The sequence below is a fragment of the Persicobacter diffluens genome (assembly GCF_036244895.1).
In the GTDB taxonomy this organism is placed as follows: domain Bacteria; phylum Bacteroidota; class Bacteroidia; order Cytophagales; family Cyclobacteriaceae; genus Persicobacter; species Persicobacter diffluens.
In genome coordinates this window covers 1,150,507-1,166,332 of record NZ_BQKE01000002.1, presented here as the reverse complement: position 1 = coordinate 1,166,332, position 15,826 = coordinate 1,150,507, and the positions used below count along the sequence as shown (strand labels likewise).

Annotated in this window: 9 protein-coding genes; 6 read left to right on the top strand and 3 right to left on the bottom strand. The window is 40.5% G+C overall.

The window, feature by feature from the left end; translation table 11 throughout:
- Window positions 1-60 precede the first annotated feature (60 nt).
- Together AAA970_RS18605 and AAA970_RS18600 are read right to left on the bottom strand one after the other, a co-directional pair.
- Window positions 61-1,752 (bottom strand): alpha-amylase family glycosyl hydrolase, encoded by a 1,692-nt coding sequence (locus AAA970_RS18605; RefSeq protein ID WP_338238400.1) that lies wholly within the window; start codon window positions 1,750-1,752, stop codon window positions 61-63.
- Between the two features lie 528 nt (window positions 1,753-2,280).
- On the bottom strand, window positions 2,281-7,104 hold the full coding sequence (locus AAA970_RS18600) for a malectin domain-containing carbohydrate-binding protein (RefSeq protein WP_338238399.1): 4,824 nt from the start codon (window positions 7,102-7,104) through the stop codon (window positions 2,281-2,283).
- A 697-nt stretch (window positions 7,105-7,801) separates the two neighbouring features.
- Here AAA970_RS18600 and AAA970_RS18595 point away from each other — a divergent pair.
- The 5 genes from AAA970_RS18595 (at window position 7,802) to AAA970_RS18575 (ending at window position 13,164) form a co-directional block, all read left to right on the top strand.
- On the top strand, window positions 7,802-9,007 hold the full coding sequence (locus AAA970_RS18595; protein WP_338238398.1) for a porin family protein: 1,206 nt from the start codon (window positions 7,802-7,804) through the stop codon (window positions 9,005-9,007).
- An 11-nt stretch (window positions 9,008-9,018) separates the two neighbouring features.
- Complete coding sequence (locus AAA970_RS18590; RefSeq protein ID WP_338238397.1) at window positions 9,019-9,477, top strand: hypothetical protein; 459 nt, start codon at window positions 9,019-9,021, stop codon at window positions 9,475-9,477.
- Window positions 9,477-11,078, top strand: coding sequence for a GAF domain-containing protein (locus AAA970_RS18585; protein ID WP_338238396.1), 1,602 nt, complete (start codon window positions 9,477-9,479; stop codon window positions 11,076-11,078). The genes AAA970_RS18590 and AAA970_RS18585 overlap by 1 nt, the downstream gene beginning before the upstream one ends.
- Window positions 11,079-11,771: 693 nt before the next feature.
- Window positions 11,772-12,695 carry an AraC family transcriptional regulator gene (locus AAA970_RS18580; protein ID WP_338238395.1) on the top strand — a complete coding sequence of 308 codons (924 nt, stop codon included), beginning with the start codon at window positions 11,772-11,774 and terminating at the stop codon, window positions 12,693-12,695.
- Window positions 12,676-13,164 (top strand): cupin domain-containing protein, encoded by a 489-nt coding sequence (locus tag AAA970_RS18575; RefSeq protein ID WP_338238394.1) that lies wholly within the window; start codon window positions 12,676-12,678, stop codon window positions 13,162-13,164. The genes AAA970_RS18580 and AAA970_RS18575 overlap by 20 nt, the downstream gene beginning before the upstream one ends.
- On the opposite strand, the gene AAA970_RS18570 is transcribed toward AAA970_RS18575, so the two are convergent.
- Complete coding sequence (locus AAA970_RS18570) at window positions 13,165-14,130, bottom strand: helix-turn-helix transcriptional regulator (RefSeq protein WP_338238393.1); 966 nt, start codon at window positions 14,128-14,130, stop codon at window positions 13,165-13,167. It abuts the gene before it with no gap.
- Between the two features lie 778 nt (window positions 14,131-14,908).
- Here AAA970_RS18570 and AAA970_RS18565 point away from each other — a divergent pair.
- Entirely contained in the window at window positions 14,909-15,772 is an 864-nt protein-coding gene (locus AAA970_RS18565; RefSeq protein ID WP_338238392.1) for a hypothetical protein, read from the top strand.
- Window positions 15,773-15,826: the final 54 nt, after the last annotated feature.

The window sequence follows — 15,826 nt, the reverse complement described above, 5'->3', positions numbered from 1 at the left end:
TTAACAAAAAAAGCCACTCCTTACAGAAGTGGCTTTTTACGTAAATTGTATATAACAATCTTATTTCCCTATTAGCAGGATTCCATTTTTGGCTTTTATTGCCACCTTACCGTCCTTTACCGTAGCGGTTTGTCCGGAGTAGTAATCCATTACCTTGTCACCTTCCTGAAAAACATCGGATACCGAAATTTCCTTTTGATCTTCTGTCAAATCCAGGGCAACCACCACCTGATCCTGAAATCCATCTTTATCCAATTTTCTGGAAAAAACATACGGACTTTCCGAAATCATTTGGTGTCGTCCAGCCCCCACAGCCGGATGAGCAATTCTAAATTTCCCCAATCGGGCATAATGGTTAAAAACATCCTGAGCTTTGTGTCCGCCACGTTCAACATTTTCTGATAGCTCTTCCCAGTTCATGAAGGTACGAAGGTTCGCATCTCCTACCGCTCCCTCATACACCAATGGACGGATAGTTTCATCTCCATAATAAATCTGAGTAGCACCAGGGGTCAATAATAGTTTAGTGGCTGCCTCCATCGCACGACTACGATCCGGATCAAAAGGAGCACCGTCGTCATGAGAAGTCAGGTAGTTCATCACCGATTTATCCGAAAGTACGCCTGATAGTTGCGCGTCATATTTAGCGAAAAGCTCCTCATATGGCTTTTGCGCATCATATTTAAATTCAAAGTTGATTAAACTTTTGAATCCGTTATCGAAGAAATTCACCGTGGTATCTCCGTCATAAGAGAAATCACGGCCGGAAGAAATCACATAATTATAAACCTCTCCTACCATATAGAAGTCATTGTCATCCAGCTTTTTCGCCGGGTGCTCTTTCTTCCAATCGGCGAAAGCCTCCACCACTACTTTTCTTAGCTCTTCCCAAATTCCCGCTTCGGTATGTTTCACGGTATCTACACGGAAGCCATCCACGCCATACTTTCTTACATAATCAGAAAGCCATTTCATAATGTAAAAACGAGGGGCACGTGGCAAACCTGTACGCTCGAAAAAGGCATTCAAGCTTGCGACCTCTTCGTCTAAACGACCCTCTTTCTTCCATTTTTCCACCAAGTGCGGAGGCAAAGCCACTTCCTGATCGGAATTCGTCAACACGTCCGGTAGGTTTTCTACCAAAGTACAATCCACATAAGTTTCATAGGAATTATACGCACACTTTGGCTTGATTCTTACCCAATCTGAAGGATAAACCGGATCCTGCTCCGTCACCGGACCGGTATGGTTAATCACCACATCCAACAAAACACGGATACCTTTGGCATGGGCTTTTTCAATCAATTCCTCCAGCTCCGTCATGGTTCCGAAGTTTGGATCCAATGCCGTCCAGTCTTTTGCCCAGTAGCCATGATAAGCGTAAGTTTCTCCAGTACCTTCATCCACAGAACCGTGCACCTGCTCCACTACAGGAGTAAACCAAATGGCATTAATGCCGAGGTCAGTAAAATAACCCTCTTCAATTTTTTGCGTGATTCCTTTAATATCTCCCCCCATGAAACCTCTTAAAGGACCGGTCTCTTTGGTTCTTTCAAAATTCAGATCATTGCTTTTGTCTCCGTTTTGAAAACGGTCTGTCAGCAGGAAATAGACATTGGCATTTTCCCAGAAAAATGGGGTTTCAATGCTTTGGCTTACTTTGGAATCGGCGGTTTCCTGCTTTTGCTCCTCCGAACAAGCGGAAAGGCTTAGCACAGAAAGCAGGCCCAATCCGTAAAATAATTTTTTCATAATAATAATTCAATGGTATTCAGTCCAACTAAAGATAATACCATAAAATTGGATTATAGTTAGACCTGATCACTGTTTCAATTCAAAGAAGTGCAATCGTTTTAAAAAATACAGATTCACAATAATTAGAATGAAAAAATACCATATTCATAATGGTTTAGATCCCATTTTTCATAAAAAAAGAGGAAGATCAATCTTCCCCCTTTTTTTAAATTAAATCGCATTATACATGCTTCAATTCTTAGTAAGCTGCAAGCTAAGAAAAATTAGGGAATAGCCCTCTATTTCTAGTTTTCCAAGGAAGCAGGTAACAGTGCTGTAATACGCTCGAAAATTTCAGATTTTACCTTTACGCCCCTTCAATTCTCCATGGGGTAAACCGTTTTAGTCCCTCAGGGCATCGAAAAACGAGTTTTCTTCTATTCAGTCAAGGCTGCAGAATTGTACGCGCTAAAATCATTTCTCATATACAATTTATGGGTTGATCAATAAGACATATCCAACAGCCAACCTTGAAAGCAATAATAGTTACTTCATTTTTATTTTTGCTCTTTGGCGAAGGTTTCCATCCGTCCAAAATACCAAATATAAGCCTCCATTATATTGTTCCAGAGGTATCATTTCCCCTGCTCCAACAGTTTTACTCAGGATTTGCTGACCATTCAATTGTAAAATGGAGAGCTCACCGGCTTTATCTATGAGAATAGCCTCTGCCATTTCACTATTGTCAGTTTGAATCCTGAAAGCATTATCTGCTTCCAGATCTGTTTCGGTCATCACCCTCAAATTTTGAATTCCTTTTAATATTTCAATTCCATTCACCAATGGATTCTGCTTCACATGTTCAAACTTGATATCCAGCTTACCATCACTTACACTGACAATAGCCGACTTCATGCCTCCTTTAGCCAGTCCAAAAGAATTGAACAAATCGAGGTTATCAATAATGGTTACGCCTTCTGCTTCGATATCGAATACCCGAGCCCCCTGAACGCCAGTGCCCGCATAACTATCACCTAAATAAAATACCACGGTATAGTTTCCATTTGGTACAGGGAAAGAATAGGCCATCTCTGTCCCACCTTCCATATCCCAACGTTCAGACCCAAATATGGCCAAGGGCACACGAGCAGGATCTACGGAAGAATGCAGGCTACTAATATTGGAGGGATAAATGGTGTTACTACCCGGATCAGAAAGGTAGACACTTGGATTGTTTTTCAAATCCCATTCCCAGTCCGGACCGCCATCTATGGCATCCACAGGGAATCCTCCGGCATTCACCCGGTAAAGAATTTCATTATCAGACTGCCCTTCATCTACCTCTCCATTACAATTATTATCCAAGCCATCAAAAATTTCGGTAGCCCCTGGATAAACAGAATTATCTCCATCATCACAGTCTCCGCCCTGTGAAACATATCCCGCCGGACTTGTGGAGGCGATTACGGTTTTACTATCATCCCCAAATCCATCCCTATCACTGTCCAAATAGAAGGTCTGCTCTCCACCGGAGCCTTCCCCACTGATTTCTATTGCACATAGTTGAGGGTTTTGGACTTCATGGTTAAACTGCAATTGAATTTGCCCATTGCTTACCTTCACCGGGATCGTCAACGCCCCACCCTTTGCAAAACCAAAAGCGGAAATCATATCAAAATTATTGACCACCGTCACTCCATTAACCACTACATCAAAGACGCGTTCTCCCGGATCATTCGTTTTCGAATAATTCGTTCCGTGGAATAGTTTCAGTACATAATCTCCATTGGTCACCGGAAAGGTATATTGTAAAACGGCTCCACCTTCCACATCATAACGCTCAGTATTAAAGACCTGGGCAGGGGTTACACTTGGGTCCACGGAGCTATGAAGACTACTTAAATTGGATGTATAGGTAGTATTTGATCCGGCGGAAGATAAATATACAGAAGGAGATCCCTTGGTATCGGCCTGCCAATTAGGACCACCATCGATCGATGATAAGCTGGTTCCCCCTACATTCACCCGGAAAAGCACACCGGCGGTAGTCAGCCCTTCGTCAATTTGTCCATTACAATTATTATCAATTCCATCAGCTATTTCGGAAGCAAGTGGGTTGATATTCGCATTATTATCATTGCAATCCCCATTGTTGGCGACATAGCCATTTGGTGGATCAGAAGCCTGGACGCTGATAGCGGGATCTCCATAGCCATCCTGATCATTATCAGCATAAAAAGTGGTAGAACTACCGCCTGAAGAGGATTTAATTTCGATGGCGTTGATAAGCGGGTTTTCTGTCACATGACTGAAGGAAATATCCAGGAAACCATCGGAAACCGAAACTGAGGCTGTTTTCACCCCACCTTTTTTATGCCCAAACTGGCTGATCAAATCTAAATTGGTGAAGATATTATTACCTTCCGCCTGCACATTGAACACCCTGCTACCTACAGCGCTTGTGAACTCATAGCTATTTCCCATATAAAGGCAAACCTCATAGGTGCCATTGGTAACCGGAAAACTATATTGCATATCTGCACCCGTTTTAAAGTCGAAGCGTTCTTTGGAAAAAACAGCAAGTGGCACTTTTGATGCATCTACAGAACTATGTAGGCTCATGCCTGAAGTCCCGGAAGTAGAGTTTGTCCCGGGTTCTGACAAATATTGACTATTCGCGTTATTGGTATCTGTTCCCCAGTTCGGTCCACCGTCAATGGAAGCCACCTCAGCCCCACCTGCATTCACACGATATAACACCGTACCATCAGACGTGCCGCCACTTGGCCCGGAACCGTCCTGGTACAATACATTCAGGTAATCCCAGTTTGCGGCAAATTCCCCTGTTTGCCCAAAATTAGTTCCGATAATGCCCACAGCAAGGGGTACGTTGTTACTTTGTAAGGCCTGAAGAATTTTTCCCGTTGCGGTGTAAGTATCTATATCAAAAATCGCACTTCCATCCATGGCATATTTCACCTGAATTTTTCCGGAAGCAGGATCCACCATAAAATAGAAATCTATAAAATCGGAAGGAGACGGACCCGCATAAGTTTTATCAAAAACTACATTTCCTTCATTCTCTACTAAAATCTGGAAACCGTTTTTATTGATGACTACCTTAAGATAATTATCCTGATCCCCATTTCCGAGGGTCATGCCCAGGGACTGTACCCCTACGAAATTTTGAAAGGGCTTAAATGACCGCCCATTGACCGTAAATGGTTTTGTACTGGCATCCACATTCACCCCATATTGATAGGCTTTTTCCTGATTATTAAAAACCGCATCTCCTGTGGTTTGGTACATGGTCACAGCTCCTATGGCTCCCCCTAATATATCATCAATGTCGGATGAGCTTTCTGATGGATCATCCTGCCAGTTTAGGTAGTTGTCATTGGGATTTTTATTGGTCATCAAACCCGTAAATCCCAGCCCCAAATAACCTCCTAAAGTAGGATTTCCCGAAAACAACTCGTTGGTTACCGGTAAATTAAAAGGTTGTCCCATTTGAAAAGGATCGAGATAATCGGGAATACCATCATTATCATCATCGGTATCATTTAAATCTGAAATTTTATCATTATCAAAATCCGGAGGAGTAGAAGCACCGGAACAATGATCCGAACCATTTGAAATTTCATCGCCATTGGTGAAACCGTCATTATCATAATCAGCCGAAGCACTATAGCCAGACTGACCCGGAGATAAGCAGCTTCCGCCCCCCGTATTTCCATCATAATCATTCGGTTCCAATACCATGATGGAAGTACTAAAAGTAGTAATCCAAATAGTGCCGGGAAATGGCTGATTATCCCCTAAACAATCCACCGCCAGGATATAACCATCCGCTGTAAACTTATTCATTTCCAGCTTTTCAACTGTCCCGTTACTGTTTAAGACAATGCGGTGCATCCCCCCCTGGTTTTTCCCCAGAATCAGGTTCCCTTTCATCGCCCCTCCAAAATTACTCGCCGTATACTCGTCAATGGGGTTGGTATTGTTATCTAAAATCGCAATGGAATTATCATCTCCCGGATTCTGATAGTCTCCTTCAATCGGGTTGGCCATGCTGGCCGGAACAGGAGGCCAGTCGTAGGGCAGGGTATTGGTTTTATCCGCCAGACCTGTCCACTGGGTTCTGAATTTAAAACCTGCAACCCCGTTATTTCCGCCATCATTATAGTCATGCGTCGTTAAACCAGCCCCGGTGGGATTCGCTCTTATCGGACAGGGGTGACCACCATAGGAAGAACCTGAAACATAGTTTTCTTTGGTTTTGTTTGTTCCAATTCCGGTAATCAAATGTAAATGATCTTTATTGGAAATATAGCCGGGCTGATCCGGCTGATATTCATTGGTGACATTTCCCTGCGGCCCTTCATTTTTGGGATATCCTCCCCATCCACCATTTGCACCATTTTCGGTAGCGTAAACTCTCCCGGCTTCGGTTACCACCAAATCAAACGTATTTCTAAAGCCTGGAGCGTATACCTGAACAGGGCCTCCGGGCACTAATTTAGCCTGATTCAAACCATCATTTCCCCCAAATGGATCTCCTATATCAATCCCATTATAGCCTTGTTGAAAAGGACTATTAATTCCGTTGGCATTATTTCGGGTAGGATCATCCAATGTGGGTAAGTCATAAATGTATTTATTGTTGCCGCTGCCCTTTATCGGCATACTATTAATGACAGAAAGATCAATGGAGAGTATACAGGCAGCAAGCGCATATTCAGTGATATAGGCAAAGTTCCCTGATGGAGAACCTGCATTGGTCATGCCGCCCTGACTTACCAAAAGGTAAGGCTTACCTTTTATTGTGGTATATCTTAAATTATTAGTGGAGTGATTCTCCTCAGACCGGGGTAAACCACGTACTATATCTACCTTTACCCAGGAAGAACCGCTTTTGGTTAGCCTGCTTATCGTTCCCGAATTCGTATCCAGGTCTACCTCCCCATTATCCGTTCCTGCCCCGAACCGGATATCACTGGAGGTCACATAAATCACAGGATTACTTGCTGTTCCGGCAACCGTAAGCCCGGTCACCAGTCTGGCCGTGCTCCCAATATTAGTACCGTCATCATTATGATTAGGAATTTTGTTAACCAAATCAATTACCTGCGTATTGGTAACCGTGTAGGAATTTGCCGCTGTCCGACTAATGGTTAAAACCTTGATTACGCCCGAAACTTCGGCGACGTAAAGTTTACCGTCCGGACCAAACCTTAAGGCAGTAGGGCTGGTGATACTTAGATTTTTTAAAACAGACTTATTAAAACCAATTTGTCCGTTACCAAAAAATGGCAAAAACATCAGGAAAATAAATATTCCCGATTTTAAGGTAAATTTTTTAAAGCTCATTCGGTTAAGTTTTGAGTTCCCCTTTCAGTTCTATCTACTAAACCCCGGCCTCACATGTAAGTTTTTGGAACTATTAGTCTTTTCAACCTCCCTTAAGAACAATCAATTCTTCAGACAAATACAAAAAAACAGGGATGAACTGATCACATCAAGCTGAGTTTTATCATGTTTTTTAGTGATATTTATTAGTATTAATGCTTGAAAAACTTTTCTCCATCCCTATAAAAGGGTAAGAAAAACTAAAAAAAACCTCGGGAATAAATATCATGGCCCCGCTATGCCCTGCCCAAAATAAGGATCATACAGCGCCTTTTAATCTGAAAAAGGAAATGGAATTAGCCACTAAGAATAAAAATTGAAAGCTGCTTCGAGCAAAGAAAATCTCATGATCAATCAATCTGTGCAGTGCATAATGTCAAAAAAGGGAAAATCCGCATTCATGTACCTTTTTCATTTATAAAACAACGGTCTATAAAAAAAAGCCATGCACTGAACTCCAAGCGTTCATTTAAAACTAAAATCCCAATTCTGAAAAGAATAAAAATTCGACAAATCGTGAAAACAATAGAGAGTTTTGATAAAAATCAAACAAAACTTTCATCTAAAAAATAGAATTAGAAAAGACATCCGTCCCAAAGCCTGTTACATCAAAAAACAAATCAATTCATCCATAATAACCAACCTAACCATAGAAAAAATGAGACTATTTTTGATGATCGGGCTTTTGATGACTTTCCTTTATCAAAATGCCTTCGCACAATCTGAAAGCAGTTACAATATCCGATATTTTGCGCATACCGGAGGGGTTTATAATAATCAAATTGACAAAACAAATGAAACCAACACTACTCAAATCAACTTTGACCAGGCCGTGTTCACCATCATGGCCACTGCGAATTTTGGAGATCGGTTTTCATTTTTAGGCGAATTTACCCTTGAAAATTCCTTCGACGAAGCCACTTCCTCTCTGATATTCCAACCAAACCTACATCGCCTGTTTATGCGATACAATTTCTCTGACTACTTCGGTATTCAGATCGGAAAAACAACTTTACCCATTGGTTATTGGAACAATGCTTTTTATCGGGGAGGAGCCATTACGCAGCCCACTATCGAACGGCCATCCTTCCTTCAGGAATCCGAATTTGCGGTGATTACCGATTATGCCTTACAACTGGAAGGTCAGGGAATTTCCAGATACAATTTTGGATACTCCCTCTTTCTTGGCCCTGGAAGAACTTCCCAATATTTCAATTCTTTTAATGGGCTAACCTGGGGCTTCGATCTGCATTTTGAGCCTGTGGAAAGTCTTCGTTTGGGATATTCCTTTAAGCACGACAAAATACCTGAAGATCAGGCTTATGAAGATGCTATAGAAATTTTAGGTGAAAATGGGCTTATGGGAATATTTAATCCCGTGATCAGTGAGCAAATTGGCATTACGACAGATAGGGAACGGGTATATAAAGTATTGTTACAAAATACCAGTATTAATAAAAGCGCCATTTCTTTAGTTTATATGGAGGGCTTTACTCCTTGGGAAGTGATTGCGGAATACCACTTTTCCCGCTGGCACCCTGATGAAGTCGGGATTGATTTGGATGAGTCCGTTGTTCAGGATGACATATTCCTTTACACAGGATATCATTTAGGAAAATTAACTCCCTACTTCATGTATCAGTATTCTGCTTTTGTAATGGATTACCCCACCGAGAAAATATTTGATAGTTCAGATAATCTTTACGGTCTGGGAGTTCGCTATAATTTCACCCCTAATGCGGTCATTAAGGTAGAATACAAATATCGAGATGGGCATGATGCTCCCTTTGGACCCGCTGGTACTCCTGTAGTAAATGATACCGACTCCCACTGGGCTGGGATTCAAATCGCTGTTGGCTTTTAAAATTTATGGCTATGAAAAATATTCAATACTTTATCTGCTTTGGCTTTGTACTTTTTCTTACTGGAGTATTGGCTCCAACAAGCCTAAAAGCTCAGGAAATGGTCATTATTGTGAATGCCAATAACCCCGTTGACCAAATGGAAGCTGGTAATGTAAGACTTTACTGGCTTAGGCGCATAAAGAAACGATGGCCACAGAATAACAAATACATTCGGCCGACGGACTTTCAAAGTTCCAATGTTTACCAGGATGCATTTTATGAGAAAATCCTAAAAATGAATGCTGAAAAGGTTGAAAAGTACTTTATGTCCCGACAATATCAAAATGCAGAGAAACCTCAGGATAAGTTCGGCTCCTCCGAAGAAATCATTGAGTTTATCGAAAGTACGGAAGGAGCCATTGGCTTCGTCGATGCCAAAAAAGTGGCCAATAACTCAAAGGTAAAAGTAGTTTACAAATTAACATTGTAATGAAAGAGAAGAAAACAATGGGAATTGGCGCCCAAATTCGAACCTCTTACATTATTATAATGCTAATGGTATTCGGAGCGGGAGGCCTGGCGATATTCCTGATTCACAAAAATAATAAACTGGATCGGCAAATTGTTGAAATTAACTTCCCTTTGCAGGAAAGGTTAATTCGATATCAGCAATTGATCAATAACAGCTATGACCTCACCTATAATTGGGTATTCAACCCCAATGTGGACGCGCAGAATCGTTTGAAAATAATCCTGAATGAGGAAATGCCCGCCCTTGCACTGGAGATTCAGCAAATATCACAGCCTCTACCATCTTTAAGAGAGGCTGTAGGGCAAACCATTCCCTCCATTGATAGCCTGGTTTTACTGGAAAAGAAAATCACTCAGCTATTAGCCAGCGATGAGCAATATATGGACGACGAAATCGTTGAAAAAGCCATACTTTTAATAGAAGGAGATATTCTGACAAAAAGAAATGAAATCAATACCATGCTTCGTCAATTCATTGAAGCCAGGAAAAAAGAACTGTTGGAAGGACAAGAGGCCAAAGCTACCGCCAACAACTTTATCCTGATCTTGATGATCATCACCTTTGTGTTAACGGCAGCTGTTTCTATTATTGCTTCCCTTTATATCCGGAAACAGGTTATCCAACCCATTCTGGATTTAAAGGATGGCCTCATCGCTTTAGGTCAGGGAGAAATCATTGATATTCCTGAAAGAAGAACCAAAGATGAAATTCATGAAATGATTATCGCCATGAAATCCCTGACGGAGGGACTTGAAAGTAAAATCAAGTTTTCCTATGAAATTGGCAAAGGGAATTATGATCAGGATTTCGAGCAGGTCAGCGAGAAAGATTCTATGGGAATTGCCCTAATCAAAATGCGAGACAGCCTAAAGACCAATGATGAAGAAAACAAAAGAAGAAATTGGGCCTCTAACGGCCTGGCGCAAATTGCGGAAGTGCTGCGCAATTATGAAAGGTCCGCTGAAGATCTCTACGATCAGGTAATTCGGTTTATTTGTAAATACACCAATTCTAATCAAGGGGCTATCTTTTTATTGGAAGAAGAGACCGAAAAAGAGCCTTTCCTTGAGATGGTGGCTTGCTATGCCTATGAGCGGAAAAAATTCGAAGAAAAAAAAGTGGAAATTGGGGATGGCCTGGTCGGTCAATGTTATTTAGAGAAAGCTTCTATCTTTTTAACCGAAATCCCTCAAAACTATGTAAAAATCACCTCCGGACTGGGAGAGTCTACTCCAACTTGTATCCTGATTACTCCATTAATTGTAAATGAGCAAATTTTTGGGGTTCTGGAATTGGCGAGTTTCAACAAATTTCAGGAACATGAAATTGCTTTTATCGAAAAAGTATCCGAAACCCTGGCTTCTAGTATTTTTAATATCAAAGGAAGTATCAGAACCCAAAATCTATTAAATGATTCCCAAATACAAGCTCAGCAACTCAAAGAAAAAGAAGAGGAGCTTCAACAAAATCTAGAAGAGCTGCGCGCCACACAGGAGCAACTGGAACGAGAAAAGTTAGAGCTTCTACGCCAGCAAGAAGCGGACAATTCTACAGGTTGATCTATCGAAAAAAACTCCTGCTCCCAACGGACAGGAGTTTTTTTTGCTCATTGCTTATAGCCGGATTATTTATACTTAACCCAGATTATGATCTTCGTCTGACTGCAGATGGAAAAAAATTTAAGGATTTTTCCTATTTCAGTTTCTTTCCATGGGAGGAAACAAGCTTTCCCAATTTTGTACTATTAATAAATCAGCAAACACGACCCTATTAATCTGACAACAAACCACAAAAGGGGTGCTACTATTTTTAGCTGGGAAAAAATTGAATAAAATGGAGGAACAGTTAATCCCGAATAATGAACAGCGATGCCTTTAATTTTCAGAAAATGAGAAAGATGAAAAATGGTTACACTTGCGTTTTTTTAAAATTAGAACAAAGAAATGAGGATTAAGAACATGTTTAAAAGCCAAAATTCGCAGCGAAAATTTGATTATTGCAGAAGCGATACCCGATTATTTGAAGAGAATAGCAGCGCTATTGTTGAGAAACTATCCAAAATCGCTTCCAATAATTCGAATTTGCAGCCGGATGGTGCGCTTTTAAACATGCTATAAGGCATAAAAAAACCGGGCTCAATCTGGTGAGAGATTATTCAATCTTTCCTCTGAATAATCATTTTTTACATAAATCCTTCAGTACAACTTCCATTTTCCTTAACATTACCCCTCAATTGAATAATCCGGTTGAAAATGGAGCAACAGCAATTAGGAAAACGAAAAATTAATCTTCCGAGAGACCTGATAAAATCCCTCGAGGCATCCTCAATGATTGGAGGGTTATATCTGACCGATATGGGCTATTATCCAAGGGCAGATTATCATTTTTGTCAAAGAGACCAGGGCGCCCCGGAATATGTCCTCATTTATTGCAATAAAGGCCTAGGCTGGGTAGAATTCGATGGAAAGCATTTGCCCATGGCAAAAAATGACTTTTGTATTCTTCCTCCGGAAAAAGCACATGCCTATGGAGCCAAATCGGAAAATCCATGGTCGGTATTTTGGGTGCATTTTTCCGGTCCACAGGCAAAAAATTGGTTCGAACTTTACCATAAAGAGGGCTTTCTTCAAAATACCCATTTCGAGCGCAAAGAGCACCGGAATGCCATGTTTGAAGAAATATACGCTACCCTGGAAATGGGGGACAGCTGGGAAAATCTGGTATACATTAATCAAATCTTTAGAAACTACCTATCCAGCTTCATTTGGGTGAACCACTTCCGCGGAACAAAAAATGCCATCAAACAGGATATTGTGCATCAGGCCATCACCATCATGAAAGATCGATTAGGGCAAAATTTGTCTTTAGAAGACATTGCCCAGCATGTCAACTTTTCGGTACCCTATTTTTCCAAACTTTTCAGAAACCGGACAGGCTTCGCCCCTGTGGATTACTACATTCGTTTAAGGATGCAGCAGGCCTGTGATTTACTTTCCTTCTCTGACAAAAATATAAAGCAAATTGGTGCAGAGGTGGGCTATGAGGATCCTTATTATTTTTCCCGGATTTTCAAAAAAACCATCGGGCAATCTCCTTCCACTTATCGTAAATTACAATATTTAGAGCAAAGAGGTAACATTCAAATCCCTAAAGAATATGATCAAAGCACTCATTGAAAAATTAGATTTACAACCACATCCGGAAGGAGGGTATTATAAAGAGCTCTATCGGGATGAAAAGACCATCGAACCATCGGGCTTTGATGGTAAAAGAAATGCATCCACCGCGATTTATTACCTATTATCAGGTAGTGATTTTTCATCCTTCCATCGAATCAAATCAGATGAGGGCTGGCACTATTATCAGGGAAATACGGCTTTATTGGTTTATGAAATTACAACAGAAGGAACGCTGAAAATTCATCGGATGGGTCAAAATTTGGAAAAAGATCAATTCTTTTCGGTTATTCAGGCGGGATCCTGGTTTGCCTCCTGTCTGGAAAATCAATCGGAAAATCAATTTGCTTTGGTGGGCTGTACGGTAGCTCCCGGATTCGATTTTCAGGATTTTGAACTGGCCAATAAAACTTCGCTTTTAGAACAATTTCCTGAACATGAGGAAATCATACAAAGGCTCTGCCGTTAATTATTTATTTTTATTGACATACTTGGCGTATTGTTTGGGAGTAAGGCCGAAATACTTCTTAAACTTCGCCGTGAAGTGTCCCAGATGCGCATAGCCAATACTATAAGCGACCTCGGTCACATTGTTAGCCCCCTGCTCAAAACGCTTTTTCGCTTCGTTAAAGCGATAATCATCCAGATATTGGTGAACGGTTTTTCCAAAAACCTGTTTAAACAAAATCCGGAGGCGCGTACTGCTCATGCCGCATTTTTCCGACAACTGCTGAATCGTAAGGGGCTTGGACAAATCCTGCGTCAGTAGATTTCTGGCATTAAAGATAGGAATCATATCCTGTGCCTGGCTTTGTTGCCCCAAACTGTCCCGCTTCAGTAGGGCATCTACGGACTGCATGATCATCTCGTGGCATTTGATATTAAAAAAATACTCCCTCAGCTCTTTCTCCACTTCCGGCTTTCTGATTTGGTTCAGGGTATCCCGAAATTGTGGAACTAAGGGCTCAAAATACAGGAATGATTTATCCACATCAAAGCCCAAATAAAGAGATGCTGATCCTAGCCATTTTTCCAACAAGGCTTTCTTAAATCGGATCACCACTACCAAAATATCCTTTCCCGCTTTTAAATGAATTCCGGAAGGCATATTGGTAAAGAAAATACCTTCGTTCAGGCCTAAATCAAAGATTTCGCCTTCCTCCGTCAGTACTTCAACTGCCGAGTTTTGATAAACCAAAATGGGCAACCAACCCGTCGTACGCATGCCACTGCGCTCCATTATAAAGCTTTTAAAGACATCCATCTGGATGACAATCAACTCTACCTCCTCCAGCATATAACCTTCCACCTGCCCCCGACAATTGCCATTATTAACATACAAAGTATGTCCTTCAAGCCTGCCATCAAGTAGCTGTTCCCATTTTTCCAACTGTTCTTTTAAGTCGGAAATTTCATATTGATACAAATTTGACATGTCCTCTGTGATTAGCTGCGGTTTATTTTCTAAAATCTCTCCAAATAAGTTGAGGAAAACTACGAAAAGACCAACCTAGACAAAAAGGGATGAAAAAATAACAAATTAACCCTAAAAACCCCTGATACAACAGACATATTTCCACGAAAATTGCACTAATCTGTATGTATACCAGTGGCTGAAAGCAGATTTAAAAGCCAAAATTCGTAACGAGAATTTGATTATTGCAGAAGCGATACCCGACTATATTGAGAGAATAGCAGCGCTATTATTGAGAAATTATCCAAAATCGCTTCCAATAATTCGAATTTGCAGCCGGATGGTGCGGTTTTTAAAATGCTCTAAATATACATCCTATTGCTGTAACAGGGGAAAAACAATGGAATTCTTCTCGATTTCCACTTTTTTCCTATGAAGGAAAGGAGAGCGTAAGCTCCCCAAAAATAGGGGATTATTATAAGGCCCAAAAAATCCTTTCCGTTGACTGATCATCCATCCTTCGGAAAGGGGAATCAATTCTGGCGGAGCATTACATAGGGCAATCTATGGTTGAAAAGAAAAAAATGAACCCTTAAATCCTCGTTTAGCGGTAAGGCGGAAAAAATGAAGGAATAGTTGCCTATTTCGAGTTTTTTCCAACGAAACAGATGAATGAGGAGAAAGCAAGCCTGCCCAAATTTGGGCGATTATAATTCAAAAAAAATAAATTGTAATAAACTGAATTTAAACTACTTGCACTCAATTAATAAATTTATCGGTGAATAATTCGGGTTAAAACATGAAGCAATACATCCTTATCCTATTGTCATTTTCAAGCCTGATAAGCTTTGGACAAAAAAAATCACTTACAGATGCTGAACAACTACAGCTGAAGGGAAAAGTTAAATCTGTGATCGAAAAACAGTTCAATCCAAAAAATTCCTCTCCTAAAGAAAAAGGAGAAATGGTTTATTCTGACGGGATTCAGGAGTACTATTTCAACACAAAGGGAGATTATACTTTAATGCTCTCCAAGAATTCGGACCGATTTATCATGAAAAAAACGGAATTTCAATATGATGATGATAACCGCCTAATCCAGAGACTGGTTTTTCTGGAAGAAGCTTCCGTTGCGGATCAATATCGGTATGCTTATGAAGGAAAATCTACTGCTCCTAAATACTACCGCTGGGAGAAAAACGGGCATTTAAAAGGGTTTTATCTGTTCGAATACAATAAAAAAGGACTCCTCAGCCGTTTCGAAGACCGAAATGCTTCTGATGTTATCAATTTTTATTCAAACTATCAGTACAATAAAAAAGGTCAGCTCTTTGAGAAAGAGAAATGGCTGACAGCAGAGGGAACTTTAAATATTGAACAATACCAATACAATAAAAAAAAGCAACGACACCAAACTAACTTTCTTACTGCGGAAAGAGAAATAATCGGACAACAAACCCATGAATATAATACAATGGGATATTTAGAAAAAACAAGTTATTCCGCCTATGGAAACCTTATGTCGACCTTCAGATATGAGTATGAATATGACCGTTACCAAAATTGGACAAAGCAAATAATATATGAGGGAGGAGAAATCTTATTAATAATTGAAAGAGAAATAAACTATTATCCTCAGAAAAAAAATAAGCGTTCTCGATAATAAATGACAAAAAAAAACCACATCTAATGATGTGGTTTTTTTCTTCTCGATGGA